9 protein-coding genes and 1 riboswitch are annotated in these 14,305 nt (G+C 50.9%); of the genes, 7 read left to right on the forward strand and 2 right to left on the reverse strand.

The genetic code is table 11. The annotated features are described in order from the left end of the window. The first annotated feature begins 172 nt into the window (after positions 1-172). The 3 genes from GC101_RS21575 to GC101_RS21585 all read left to right on the forward strand — a co-directional run bounded on the left by GC101_RS21575 (position 173) and on the right by GC101_RS21585 (position 3,438). The gene (locus GC101_RS21575; RefSeq protein ID WP_343049798.1) at positions 173-1,054 is read left to right on the forward strand and encodes an ROK family protein; all 882 of its coding nucleotides are present in this window, start codon (positions 173-175) and stop codon (positions 1,052-1,054) included. Positions 1,055-1,310: 256 nt separating this feature from the next. Next, a complete protein-coding gene (locus GC101_RS21580) occupies positions 1,311-2,327 on the forward strand; it encodes an HRDC domain-containing protein (RefSeq protein WP_171718918.1) in 1,017 nt (338 codons plus the stop codon). Positions 2,328-2,496: 169 nt separating this feature from the next. Continuing rightward, positions 2,497-3,438 (forward strand): 1-phosphofructokinase family hexose kinase, encoded by a 942-nt coding sequence (locus GC101_RS21585; RefSeq protein WP_171718919.1) that lies wholly within the window; start codon positions 2,497-2,499, stop codon positions 3,436-3,438. 90 nt (positions 3,439-3,528) lie between these two features. Here the strand turns inward: GC101_RS21585 and corA are convergent, their stop codons facing one another. After that, the gene (corA, locus tag GC101_RS21590) at positions 3,529-4,464 is read right to left on the reverse strand and encodes a magnesium/cobalt transporter CorA (RefSeq protein ID WP_042211571.1); all 936 of its coding nucleotides are present in this window, start codon (positions 4,462-4,464) and stop codon (positions 3,529-3,531) included. A gap of 423 nt (positions 4,465-4,887) precedes the next feature. Further along, positions 4,888-5,019, forward strand: a riboswitch (SAM riboswitch). A gap of 119 nt (positions 5,020-5,138) precedes the next feature. Here corA and metA point away from each other — a divergent pair. The 3 genes from metA to mqnC all read left to right on the forward strand — a co-directional run bounded on the left by metA (position 5,139) and on the right by mqnC (position 8,616). Beyond that, positions 5,139-6,056 (forward strand): homoserine O-acetyltransferase MetA, encoded by a 918-nt coding sequence (metA, locus tag GC101_RS21595; protein WP_042135138.1) that lies wholly within the window; start codon positions 5,139-5,141, stop codon positions 6,054-6,056. 61 nt (positions 6,057-6,117) lie between these two features. Then, complete coding sequence (locus GC101_RS21600; RefSeq protein WP_171718920.1) at positions 6,118-7,284, forward strand: aminotransferase class I/II-fold pyridoxal phosphate-dependent enzyme; 1,167 nt, start codon at positions 6,118-6,120, stop codon at positions 7,282-7,284. 195 nt (positions 7,285-7,479) lie between these two features. Further along, on the forward strand, positions 7,480-8,616 hold the full coding sequence (mqnC, locus tag GC101_RS21605; protein WP_042135145.1) for a cyclic dehypoxanthinyl futalosine synthase: 1,137 nt from the start codon (positions 7,480-7,482) through the stop codon (positions 8,614-8,616). A 709-nt stretch (positions 8,617-9,325) separates the two neighbouring features. Here mqnC and GC101_RS21610 read toward each other — a convergent pair. Further along, positions 9,326-9,652, reverse strand: a complete 327-nt coding sequence (locus GC101_RS21610; protein ID WP_171718762.1) for a hypothetical protein — start codon at positions 9,650-9,652, stop codon at positions 9,326-9,328. Between the two features lie 161 nt (positions 9,653-9,813). Between GC101_RS21610 and GC101_RS21615 the strand changes: the two genes are divergently transcribed. Then, positions 9,814-14,235, forward strand: a complete 4,422-nt coding sequence (locus GC101_RS21615) for a bifunctional 2',3'-cyclic-nucleotide 2'-phosphodiesterase/3'-nucleotidase (protein WP_171718921.1) — start codon at positions 9,814-9,816, stop codon at positions 14,233-14,235. Positions 14,236-14,305: the final 70 nt, after the last annotated feature.

Here is a 14,305-nt window from a genome sequence, read left to right on the forward strand (position 1 = left end):
TTGTCATACATCTGTAAGCCTCGTATAATAGGATCAAGAGAGCGCTTTATTACCCTGCTGGCAGGTTACCGGCTTATTTTTTATCAGGGGATAGATTGGATTATATGCTGCTGAATTTCAAAGTCTGGAAGCAATCACTTAATGATGGTAATGGAGAAGGGAGCACGCTGCAGTGAAATTGTTGGGAGCGATTGAAGCAGGAGGAACAAAGTTTGTATGCGGAATCGGGAATGAGGTCGGGACGATTATCGACCGGGTGAGCTTTCCGACCACAACCCCTCAAGAAACGATGGGGCTGGTATTAGATTACTTCTCCGGTAAAGATGTGGAGTCCATTGGCATCGGTTCATTCGGACCGATTGACCCGGTGATCGGCAGCCCTACTTACGGATATATTACAACCACACCGAAACCCCACTGGGGCGGATATAATCTCGTTGGAGCCGTGACGGAGCAGCTTGATGTTCTGGTCGGTTTCGATACAGATGTGAACGGAGCCGCCCTGGGCGAGTACACTTGGGGTGCCGCGCAAGGGCTGGATAGCTGCCTCTATATCACCGTAGGCACCGGCATCGGCGCCGGTGCAGTAGTCGGCGGGAAGCTGATCCATGGGCTGTCCCACCCTGAGATGGGACATATTCTGGTGCGCCGCCATCCGGAGGATCACTATGAAGGCTTCTGCCCTTATCATGGCGATTGCCTGGAAGGTCTGGCGGCAGGTCCGGCTATCGGCAAGCGCTGGGGCAAGCCTGCGGGCGAGCTGCCATCGGATCATCCGGCCTGGGCGATGGAGGCCCACTATCTGGCCCACGCCCTGATGAACTATGTGCTGATCCTATCGCCGCAGAGAATCGTGATGGGCGGCGGCGTGATGAAGCAGAGCCAGCTCTTCCCGCTGATTCATACCAAGCTGCAGGAATTGCTTGGCGGATATGTGCAGCATCCGGCGCTCAATGAAGCGATCGGCGGTTATATCGTCCCTCCTCAGCTCGGGGATAATGCGGGACTCTCCGGTGCGCTTGGCCTTGCGAAGCTGGCGCTTGACGGACAGTAGAATATCCTACAAAAAGGCATTGACTGTTTCGCAATATGTGGTATCCTAGGTTTTAACAGTATAGCATTTAAGAGGAAGCACCTCTTTCACGGATTTTCGTGGGAGAGGTGCTTTTTTTTGTGCAAAGATAAGAATTTATAGGCTCCGCGCAATAAATGTTCCTTATCTTTCCCGCTGAAACGGTATCGGCGGGGGCAGGTAATCCGGTCCGCACAAAGCTCATGCATACTGTAAGACGATGAAGGTAGGGATTCATATGCAGATCGTATTTATGAACCGTTTGTCCAGAATGTCAGGAGTAGACCAGGAGGTATTTGCCCAGTTGTGGATTGGAGAGGAGGAGGGACTATGGCGCCTGGGCTGGCGCGACTTCTCAGGAGAACAGGAAATGGGTGACAGCTTATGGTATGAAGGCGGTTCATGGAATGAGATGCTGTGTGTGTACCGGCATGAGCTTGCAATGAAGATGGGAGACGGTTACCGCCCCCTGATTGACGGTGTATTTCATGAAGATGAGCATCTTAACAGCCGCGGCCAGGAGCAGCTTAAGCTGCAGTATTACAGTGAGCAGTACGCCAATGAAACGGTCTATGAGGAGCTTTGCTCCTGGCGCAGGGGGAAGGCCTCAAGCGAACGCAAGGCACCTTACATCTTGGCCAGCAACCGTCTGCTGCGGATGATCAGTGCATTTCTGCCCCATACGGCGGAAGAGCTGCTGCAGATTCCCGGCGTAGGTGAAGGTAAAGCCTCGCAATATGGCGCCGACTGGCTCAGTATTACCTCCGGTGTGCAGCATGAGCATCAATATCCGCTGGGCTGGGTAAGTGATTCGATCGACGAAGAGAGCTTTGTTTCCTGGCTGTACAAACAGAAGGAGCTGAAATACAAGAAGCAGCTGGAGCGGCTGAGACTGCGGCGTGTGCTGCTTCAGGGGATTGAAGAAGGGCAGGGAATGGAGCAGCTCAAGGCGCTCAGCGGGGTCTCCCGCCGTGAAGTTCTTGAAGCTGTAGAGGAACTGGAGAAGGACGGTTATTCCGTCGAGAAGCTCATTGCTCTTGAACTCAGTGAAGTTACTTCCCAGGAACAGAACAATATATGGACAGCCTATGAGCTGATCGGTGATACCTTCCTGAAGCCCGTTCTCTATAAGGCCTATGGCGAGGATTTCTCCCCCGCAGAAGGCCTCGATATGTACTATGAGCGCCTGCGGCTGATCCGTATCCGCTTCCGCCGGGAGCAGCCGGCCTCGTTAGGACTGGCTACGAATCTGTAAGAAGCAGCCTTCTTCCCCGGATTAACCCTGCACAGCTTGCTTTTCCTTTCGCGAGAGAGGAAGCGCGCTGCAGGGTTTTATCTGCGGCCGGCAGTGTTGTCCAGGTTATTAGGAGAAAGGGGCGATTAGCGGTACTATACCTGTATGCAGTTAAAAAGGAGTGGGACATATGATAGTAACGTTGACGGTTAATCCTAGCGTCGATGCCAGTACGGGTATAAGTAAAGTTGTTCCCGATCATAAGCTGCGCTGCCGTGAAGCCTCGTACAAACCGGGAGGCGGCGGTGTGAATGTGTCACGGGCGATTCACAGACTGGGCGGGGATTCCCTTGCACTCTATGCCTCAGGCGGACTTCATGGTCAGCTGCTGCACCATATGCTGGAACAGGAGGGCGTAAGGCATCAGGAGATTCCGATCAGCGGGCAGACCCGGGAGAATCTGATTGTCGTGGAGGAATCCACCGGGCAGCAGTTCCGGTTCGACATGCCGGGCCCGCGGTTCATCGAAGGCGACTGGAAGGAGTGTCTTGAGCAATTAACGGCGCTGCAGGATAAACCTGCTTATCTTGTAGCCAGCGGCAGTCTGCCCCCGGGCTGTCCCGCTGATTTCTATGCGCGTGTCATTGAAGCTGCGAAGCCCTGGAAGGCCAGGGTTATTATCGATACTTCCGGCGAAGCGCTGCAGCTTGCGGCTGATGCCGGTGTATATCTGCTGAAGCCGAACGCGCGTGAGCTGGAAGAATTGGTAGGGCATGCAATAACCGGTGATGAGGAAGTGAAGGCAGCCGCACTTCAGCTGATTGAAGAAGGCCGGACGGAAGTAGTGGTAGTCTCACTGGGCGGGGACGGGGCGCTGCTGATTACCAGAGAGGGCAGCGAGCATCTGCACGCACCTGAAGTTCCTGTACTCAGTGTAGTAGGTGCTGGCGACAGTCTGGTTGCGGGGCTCGTGTACAGTCTGGAACGGGGCTGGCCGCTGCGCAGAGCCGTTCAGTTCGGCATCGCCTCCGGAGCTGCGGCGGTCATGAATCCGGAGCGTCAGCTCTGCAAGCGCGAGGATACGGAGCGGTTGTTTGCCGGCATGGATACCGGCGCAGCCGGACACATGTAGTTTTGTGGCCGCCATATACCAAAAAGACGAAGGCTTCCCTATACCCTGAGGTATCCGGTGCCTTCGTCCTGCGTATTCGTCCGTTTAGTTTCATAGCCAATCCTTCTTGCGGAAGATCACCAGCATTCCGCAGCCGAGCGTCACCATGACGGCGATGACTCCATAATAGCCGTACTGGGAATGGGTCTCGGGAATATTGTCAAAGTTCATACCGTAGATACCGGTAATAACGGTCAGCGGCATGAATATCGTAGTAATTGCCGTAAATACTCTCATGATTTCATTGGCGCGGTTAGCAATACTGGACTGATAAGCTTCACGTAAGTTGCCCATGAGATCGCGGTACGTTTCAAAGGTTTCAGAGATCTTGACCGCATTTTCATAAATATCGCTGAAATACTTCTGCAGCTGATCGTCGATCAGGCGGAGGTCTTTTTTGTTGAGCGTGTTGATAACTTCCTTCTGCGGGCCCAGCATCTTCTTCAGCCAGAGAATTTCACTGCGCAGACCGATAATCTCGCTGAGATGCGATTTCTTGGTGTGCATGAGGATATCCTCCTCCAGCTTCTCAATCCGCGCTTCAATCCGGTCACCGACCGAGAAGAAGTTGTCGACCACAAGGTCGATTAACAGGTACAGGAAGCGGTCCGGCTCACTGACCTCCTGCTCCCACAGAATGGGCTTCAGGACGCGCAGCTCATGGATCTTCTGCTTCGTAACGGTGATGATGAAATGTCTGCCCAGGAATACGTTGAGCGCGCGGAGGAAGATTTCCTCGTCATCAAACCGGATGCTGTTGACTACGATAAAATAATGGCTCTCATAGATCTCCAGCTTCGGGCGCTGATCCTCTTCACTGAGACAGTCCTCGACAGCCAGATCATGCAGATTGTACAAAGGCTGAAGCTCAACAAGATCCTCAACATCCGCATCAATCCAGTAGAAACCCTCAGCGGGTGCGGTAAGTGTATCCTCAATATTGTCAATAGTCGTAAAAACCCCTGCGTTCACCAGCCGGATTTTCATCTGATTCACTCCTTCTGTCCCTGGTCTTCTCCAGGGATATGCTAATTAAAGCACAGAGAAAAAATCAGCTTGGCCGGTGGTACAATCATGGATGAAGGCCAAAAGACGGTCCGAGAGCATGAAGAAGAACTGCCCCCGCCGCCGGCAAGCTGATGTTAATCCTGTGTGGTTGTTCTTTCTGCACGCTTATTCGCGAGCCCGGGTCGCCTTCCATTCTTCTCTCACCTCTTCTTTTCGCCGTTTATGGTTGAAACACTTGTCTAGTATAACGCCGGGGTATGGCTCTTTCAAGAGAAATTCTTTTCATTCTCCAGGCCCCTTAAGCATTGTATGGACTTGACGAAAAGGAGGTTCATGATTTAAAGTGAATTTTAAGAAAAGTATCCGCGGATGCTTTGGAATAACCCAACTGAATACAGCTAAATCTTATCAAGAGCAGGTGGAGGGACTAGCCCGATGAAACCCGGCAACCGGCGTGTGAACGCACGGTGCTAATTCTTGCGGAAGCTTTGCAGGACGTTATTCGTCCGGCGGAAGTTCTCTGGCAGATGAGAGAGGCGCATATGACTGCAGATATATGACCTTTCTCGCCCGAGAAAGGTCTTTTTTCGTTGTTTTACATCAGATTTAACCGCCAAGCGGAACCTAATTTCAGTTAAGGAGTGGAAACAGCAATGCCTATTAAAATTCCCGACAGTCTTCCGGCCAAAGAAGTATTATCCGGTGAGAATATTTTTGTAATGGATGAAAGCCATGCCTTTCATCAGGATATCCGTCCTTTGCGGATCGCCATCCTGAATCTGATGCCGACCAAAGAAACCACGGAAACGCAGCTGCTGCGCCTTATCGGGAACTCACCGCTTCAGGTGGACGTTGTTCTGCTGCATCCCAGCTCCCATACCTCGAAGAATACTTCGGCAGAGCACTTAAAGAGCTTTTACAAAACCTTTGATGAAATCAGTGACCGCCGCTTTGACGGCTTGATCATCACCGGGGCTCCGGTGGAACAAATGGAGTTCGAGGATGTCAACTACTGGGAAGAGCTGAAAGTGATTTTTGAGTGGAGCAAGCAGAACGTAACCTCGACCATGCATATCTGTTGGGCCGCGCAGGCAGGACTATACCACCACTTCGGCGTGCGTAAGGTAAGTCTGCCGGATAAATGCTTTGGAGTGTTTCCGCATACGCTGAGCCATAATAATGTGAAACTGCTGCGGGGCTTCGACGAAGTATTCCATGTGCCGCATTCCCGTCACACCGATGTCTCCCGTGAAGATATAGAGAATAATCCGGATCTGCAGATTCTGGCGGAATCAGAGGAAGCCGGTGTGTACCTGGTTTCTGCGCATGACGGCAAGCAGATTTTTGTAACCGGACATTCAGAATATGATCCGTTCTCCCTGAAATGGGAGTATGACCGCGATATCGCCAAGGGCATGGATATTGAGATTCCGAAGCACTATTATCCAAAAGATGATCCCACCCGTACACCGCCGGCCGTTTGGCGCGCCCATGCCAACTTATTATTCGCTAATTGGCTCAATTACTATGTATACCAGGAGACACCCTACGATATCGGAGCGTTTATTTAAAAAAATTATTTATATATAGAAGCAATGGTTACACGCACAAAACTTTTAGGAGGCAATGGAAATGGACGAGAAACTGAAAATTGAGAGCAGACTGGCACAGATTGGTTCGATGGAGGACCCCGCGACAGGGGCGATTAATTATCCGGTGTACAACGCGACGGCATTCCGTCACCCGAGACTCGGACAGAGCACGGGCTTTGATTACATCCGCACCAAAAATCCTACCCGCTCTGTGCTCGAAGATGCGGCAGCGGCGCTGGAATCCGGCGATGCCGGCTTCGCCTGCGCCTCAGGTATGGCTGCACTGACTACTGTGTTTGCTTTGTTTGGACAAGGTGATCATCTCGTTGTCTCGCTCGACCTGTATGGCGGAACGTACCGTCTGCTGGAACGGATTCTGTCCAAATACGGCATCAGCGCCTCCTATGTTGATACGAATGATCTGGATGCTCTGGAAGCTGCGCGCCAGCCGGGCACCAAGGGTGTATTCATTGAGACACCAACCAATCCGCTGATGATGATTACGGATATCGAAGCGGTATGTACATGGGCCCGCCACCACGGGCTGCTTACGATTGTCGACAATACGCTGCTTACCCCGTTCTTCCAGCGCCCTATTGAGCTTGGAGCAGATATCATCGTTCACAGCGCGACCAAATATCTGGGCGGACATAACGATGTCCTTGCCGGACTTATTGTGACCAAAGGTGCTGAATTGTCCGCAGAAATGGCGATTCTGCATAATTCACTGGGCGCTGTCCTTGCACCAAACGACAGCTACCAGCTGATGAAGGGGATGAAGACACTTGCCCTGCGCATGGAGCGGCATGAGAGTAATGCGCTGGCTCTCGCCCGTTATCTGCTGGAGCATCCGGCCATTGCCGAAGTCTTCCATCCGGGTCTGCCGGATCATCCGGGATACGAAATCCAGAAGCGCCAGTCCTCCGGCAACACCGGGATTTTCTCCTTCAAGGTGAAGGATGCCAGATACGTGGAGCCGCTGCTCCGCCATATCCGCCTGATTGCTTTTGCTGAGAGTCTTGGCGGTGTGGAATCGCTTATGACCTATCCGGCTGTACAGACTCACGCCGATATTCCGGCGGAAATCCGGGATGCGGTTGGCGTAGATGACCGGCTGCTGCGTTTCTCGGTCGGCATCGAGCATGTGGACGATCTGATCGCTGATCTTACCCAGGCACTGGAGGCTGCGCGCACCGAGCTGGAATAGGCATCTTGGAACCTTGGCAGCCAGATAGAATCACTGTATACATTGAACAGCAGCGCCAACAGGGTGCTGCTGTTTTATTTGGCGAAAGATTTTTCAAGCTCATCCGATTGTGATACGATGGGGGAACGAGTTTGTTTATTTTTTAAATTAAATTCATCTACTATACTTCATAGGATTAAGAGGAGGCTGCGAACGTTGAGTGCAATTGATCTTATTCTGGATAAGACACTTAAAGGTGAACGTCTTCAATTAGAAGACACAATCACACTGTTCGAAAGCAATGAAATTGAGAAAATGGGCGCGGCTGCGGATATTATTATGAAGCGCTGGCACCCGGACCCGCTGGCTACATTCGTAATCGGCCGTAATATTAACTACACCAATGTATGTGATGTCTATTGCCGCTTCTGCGCCTTCTACCGCAGACCGGGTTCGGAGGAAGGTTATGTGCTTCCCGATGAAACGATCTATCAAAAGATAGCCGAGACGATCAGCGTGAACGGGACTGAAATTCTGATGCAGGGCGGAACGAACCCGAATCTGCCGTTCAGCTATTACACGGATATCCTGCGCGGAATTAAGCAGCGGTTCCCGGAGATCACCATGCATTCCTTCTCACCGGCAGAGATCATGAAGATGGTCGAGGTCTCCGGACTGCCGCTGGAGCAGGTCATGCGTGAGATTCATGCCGCAGGCCTGGATTCCCTGCCCGGCGGGGGAGCGGAGATTCTCGATGACCGCACGCGCCGCAAGATCAGCCGGCTCAAAGGCTCCTGGCGCGAGTGGATGGATGTCATGCAGACTGCGCACCGGATCGGCATGAACACGACAGCCACGATGGTGATCGGTCTGGGCGAGAGTATGGAAGAGCGGGCGCTGCATCTGCTGCGTGTCCGTGAAGCCCAGGACGAGTGCATAGCGAACAAATATGACTCCGAAGGATTCCTGGCCTTCATCTCGTGGACCTTCCAGCCGGATAATACGAACCTCAAGCTGGACCGGCAGACACCGGAGGAATACCTCAAGACCGTGGCAATCAGCCGTCTGGTGCTGGATAATATCAAGAACTTCCAGTCCTCCTGGGTCACGATGGGCCCTGAGGTCGGCAAGCTTTCCCTGCAATACGGCTGTAATGACTTCGGCAGCACGATGATCGAGGAGAACGTAGTTTCCTCGGCGGGCGCAACCTACAAGGTTAACATTGAGTCGATTACCCAGCTGATCCGCGAAGCAGGCAAGATCCCGGCGCAGCGCAACACGCGCTACGACATCCTGCGGACGTTCGAGGATGCGAACGCCAAGATCGACAATGACTTTATCATGCAGAACTAGAGGGTAGCTATAGTGTGTTTTTGGCATAATAGGGTATATACTTCAAGGGTAAAATAGCGGGTATGTGCTACAGATAATGTAGTGTTTACCCCGTTATTTTCATAATTTCAACTACAACGCTTGTTCAATATTAATCCATTTGGAGGGATTAGTTATGGACAAGCGTTCTTTGTCGTCTGGAAGAGACATCCGGGAGAAAGAGGTGCTATTATCCATATAATCCATTATGCGTTAATTTTTAATTGTGAAATCACTTAAATAAGCATGTGGGAGGCTGAAGATGAAACCAATACATTTTGAACGCCCAACAGAGCATTATGATGAACGAATTACCGATATAAATACGTTGTCTCCCCGCCATTACCTGACGATGCTTCAGGATTGCAAATGAGGTTCACACAATACATCAACCCGTTCAAGAAGAGTGAGACAGGCGACGAGATAGTATTTGAGATTTAGTAAAAGCAAAAGATAGCCCTTCAGCACATATTAGATGTGTAAGAGGGCTGTTTATCAATGTCTTTTTTCCATCTATTCCACCGGCACCGTTAGCATCAGCTACGGGCGAGTCAATTGTATTCGAATTTTCGCATACACTATGCTCATTGAGCTACGTGGAAGCCCATTGTATTCGAATTTTCGCATACATTATACTTTTACCTACGCACTTGCCTTCGCTCAGCTTTTCCATTAGTGGCACCAGCCCCCATCAACTCACCCAAACCTTAAATATCGTTTGACCATCCCGCTCCTCTTCATCAGCATAGATATCATTAAAGGAAGCGTCGCCCAGAGTCTTCAGGCGTGTCAGGTTATAGACCAGCGCAAACGCCAGCTTAGGATCACCAGTCCAATAGCCGTCAAACTGGTCTCCGCCAATTTTATTATAGGCATCACTCATAACCCATTCTTCCGCTTCCCGTAAAGTATCAAAGGTGAGCATTTCCTCAAACCAGCGGATATCTTTCCGGTTTGTGTTCCGGTTCTCGTCTTTGATCCAGAATAATTCTTCATGTGTGTTCTTTCCCTCGTCCATAGTCAACCCTCTCCTTATAAAAATATGAATGCAACATATCCTTTTTTACATTTTACACAATTCGCAATTCTAGTTAACCCAGTTTGATAGATAGGAATAAGTTGATATGTTACGCTTTGACGGTCAATTTAAAGAGATTAACTGGGAGGGTATAAGATTCTATGGTACAAAAACGTTGGAATAAGCCTATTGCTTCAATATTGGCTACCGCTGTGATTACAGCACAGGTGCTGGGCGGAGTCGTTGCCGGTTCAGTACTGGGAGCCGGGAAGGCAGCAGCTGAACCTGCGTCAGGCGCGATCAACCTGCGGCTGATGAGTACTACAGATGTGCATACCAATGTGATGGGCTGGGATTACTTTAAGAACCAACCGTCTCTGACGGTAGGACTGGACCGGACGGCTACGCTGGTGAAGCAGGCCAGAGCCGAGGATAAGGGTGTTAACAACCTTTTGCTCGACAACGGAGATTTGATTCAGGGTACACCGCTGGGAACGTACGCTTCCAAGCAAGTTGATGGAGACGGCAAGACTAAGCAGATCAATCCGATGATTGCAGCTTTGAATACCATGAACTATGATGCTGCGACACTCGGCAACCACGAATTCAACTATGGGCTTCCTTATCTGGAGAGCATTACTTCTGCCACTTCAGCCACATATGAGTATACAGACATTCCTTTTATTAATGCGAATGTGTATGCCGTAGACGGGGACGAGGATGATTCCAATAACCCGAACTATTTCACTCCTTATAAAATAATCGACAAGGCAGTTACCGACAGCAACGGAGCTACCCAACATGTTAAGGTCGGCCTGATTGGTCTCGTTACTCCGCAGATTATGGATTGGGACAAGGTCAACCTGGAAGGTAAGGTCATTACTAAGGACATCGCTGAAACGGCCGCTAAATTCATTCCTCAGATGAAGGAAGACGGTGCGGATATTATCGTTGCGATGGCACATACCGGATATGATAATAATGCAGTACCCGGAACCAAATCTGAAAATGACATCAAATCACTAAGCCTCGTGCCGGGGATCGATGCCATTACGTTCTCGCATACCCATAAGGTATTCCCGGCTGCGACTGTGGAAGCGCTGGACGCATCCTTCAAGGATTCTACGGGTAAAGCTGTACTGCCCGGCATCGATAATGCCAAAGGCCAGATCAACAATGTTCCAGCCGTTCAGGCGGGATTCGGCGGCGCCAATCTGGGTCTCATCGATCTGGCAATCGTTCCGGACCCACAGCGGAGCGGACACTTTATGGTGGACAAGAGCGCTTCGGTTTCATCCACCCGTTCAATCTACAGAACGGAGAACAAGGTTAATATTGCAAACGTAGAGCCGGATGCTGAGCTGGATGCAGTGGTTGCCGCTGATCACCAGGCTACGATTGCTTATGTCAATCAACCCCTTGGACGTACGGATGTACCGATGAACAGCTTTTTCGCTATGGTGCAGGATGATCCGACGGTTCAAATCGTAACCTATGCCCAGAAAAACTATGTTGAGAAGCTGATCAACAGTGATCCTAACCTGGCTGCTTACCAGGGAATGCCCATCCTGAGCGTTGGTGCACCCTTCAAGGCCGGACGCAATAACCCGGATGAGTATACAGAAATCGAAGCGGGAGATCTGACCATCCGCAGCGCAAGCGACCTGTATCTCTATGACAACACGCTTAAGGCTATTAAGGTCAAGGGTGAGACTGTAAAAGAATGGGTTGAAATGAGCGCGGGTGCCTATAACCGTATTGACCCAGCGGTGACAACGGAGCAGCCGCTGCTGAACTCCGCATTCTCCGTATTTAATTTCGATGTTATCGACGGAATTAAATACACGATTGATGTCACCAAAAATGCAAGATACAAGCCTGACGGCACGGTGAATGACCTCACTTCTGAGCGGGTTACCTCCATTACCTACGATGACAAGCCGCTGGATATGAATCAGGACTTCATCGTAGTGACTAACAATTACCGGGCAAGCGGCGGCGGGAATTTCCCGGGTGTCAAAACAGGCGCTGCCGGTCTTACGATGGTGCTGGATACCCTGGAAGAGAATCGTCAGATTCTGATGGATTACATCAAGGAAGCAGGAAACGTTAACCAGCCGGCCGATAATAACTGGTCGATCGCTCCGATCAAGGGCGATGTCAAGGTTACCTTTACTTCTTCACCTAAGGCTAAGAATGCACTTCCTAAACATGATAATATTACCGACACCGGAACCCAGAATCTCCGGGGTGACGAGATTTACAATCTCGACCTCAGCGGAAGCGTCAAAGTCCATCTCCTCGGCATCAATGACCTTCACGGACAATTGGATACGACATCTTTTGTAACTGTGGGTACGGAGAGCAAGCCTGTAGGAACTGCGGCGATTCTGGCAACCTACCTGAAGAATGCCCGTGCCAAATACGATAACACCCTGCTAGTCCACAACGGGGACTCTGTCGGTGCCTCTGCTCCGGTATCCTCCATGGAGCGTGACAAGCCGACCCTGGAATGGATGAACATGATGAAGTTCGATGTGGGAACCTTGGGTAATCATGAATTCGACCAGGGTGTTGAAGCGTTGAAGGCACAAATTTTTGGCGGTGCGGACCCGGTTAACCCGAGCATTGTCCATGCACCTGTGAATTTCGATTACATTAATGCCAATGCGATTGACATGAAGACTGGAGAGCCGCTGATCAAGCCTTACACGATTAAAGAAATCGGCGGTGTAAAAATCGGGTTTATCGGCGTAGTAACCAAGGCAACACCAAGTAAGGTATCCCCTGCCGGTACAGCCGGTGTGAAATTCCTGAGCGCTGAAGAAGAAGTGGCTGCCATTGAAAAGTATGCTGCAGAGCTCAAAGGTAAAGGGGTCAACACGATTATCGTGCTTGCCCATGATCCGGCAACCACGAAGGTTGATGCTGCAACGAAGAAAAATGTATCCACAGGCGAAGCAGTAGATTTGGCGAACGCACTCCCGGCCAATTCTCCGGTGGATGTTATTGTGGCTGGTGATAATCATGCCTACGCTAACGATATGGTGAACGGCAAACTGGTTGTTCAGGCCTACTCTTACGGTACTGCCTATGAAGACATCCGCCTGGCTATTGATCCGGAGACCGGAGAGGTTAAGAGCAAATCTGCTGAAGTAATTACTACCTTCCAGGAGAATGTGACGCCCGATGCTGAAACCAAAGCACTGGTAGATCATTATCTGGCTCTGCATCCTGAGCTGGCTAAGCCTGTAGGGACTACAGATGGAACCGTTACCCGTACAGATGTATATCTGAAGGAAGCCCCCCTGGGCAACCTGATTGCGGATGCTATGCGTCAGGCTGATTTCAAAGACGGCGCTGCTGGTCCTGCTGACTTTGCATTTATGAATCCGGGCGGTATCCGTGCCGATCTTCCTAAGGGGAATGTTCTCTTCGGTGATCTGGCCAAAATCCAGCCTTTCGGCAATACGCTGGTGAAGCTGACGCTTACCGGCGAACAGATCAAAACCTTGCTGCAGCAGCAATGGGCAGTTAAGGCTGACGGAACAGCAGACATCAAGACGCTGCAAATTTCCGGCCTGAAATATACGGCCAATATGTATCTGCCGGTTGCCAGCCGTGTGGCCAACCTGACCAAAAGTGATGGAACACCGATTGAAATGTCCAAGAGCTATACGGCTGTAGTCAATAACTTCATGGCTGCAGGCGGAGACAACTATAAGGTATTGACCCAGGCAAGTAAATCGCTGGCCGGACCGATCGATCTGGATGTATTCTATGATTACATTGTGAAGAAATTCAATGGCGGAGCTATTACTGCTGCAATTGAAGGACGGATTACCAACAATGCTGCTCCAGAAACAGATCCAGGCACTAACCCGGGCACTAATCCTGGTACTGGCACAGGGCCTGTAGCAACGGCGACACCTAAACCGACTGCTTCACCATCAGCTTCTCCTAGTCCAGCCGCATCAGCTACTCCGGCTCCGGCTGCAACCACCGCTCCAACACAGAGCCCGGCCGTTCCTAGTACTGCATTCAAGGATTTGGGTAAGGTAGCGTGGGCTGCAGAAGCTATTAATGCACTGGCGGCTAAAGGTATTGTAAAAGGCATCGACGGCACGAACTTCGCACCCGTGAAGAGTGTAACCCGTGCTGAATTCGTAACTATGCTCGTTCGTTCGCTTAACTTGAGCAATACTGCATCAGCAACTACTTTCACTGATGTGAAACAAGGTGTCTGGTATACAGATACGATCGCTGCTGCCGTAAACGCCGGTTTGGTGAGAGGTTCAGGCAACGGTAAATTCGAGCCGGGCCGTGAGATCACCCGTGAGGAAATGGCGATTATGATCGCTAATGCCCTCAAGGATCAGCTGCAGCCGGTTGAGCCTGCTGCTCTGAATAAGTTTGCTGACAAGGCCAAGATTGCAGCTTACGCACAGCAGCCTGTGGCACAGCTGACCCAGCTGGGGATCGTCAACGGTGTAGACGCGCAGAAATTCGCGCCTAAGAGTATCGCGAACCGCGCCCAGGCAGCGGTCATTATCTACCGGATGCTGGAGAACAAAGCTTCCTGATTTCTATATGAATACAATTGAATAAGGCAAAAGGCCCGTGCACATTGTGCGCGGGCCTTTCCGTTTGCGA

This window comes from Paenibacillus phytohabitans (genome assembly GCF_013141775.1).
Taxonomy (GTDB): Bacteria; Bacillota; Bacilli; order Paenibacillales; family Paenibacillaceae; genus Paenibacillus_AQ; species Paenibacillus_AQ phytohabitans.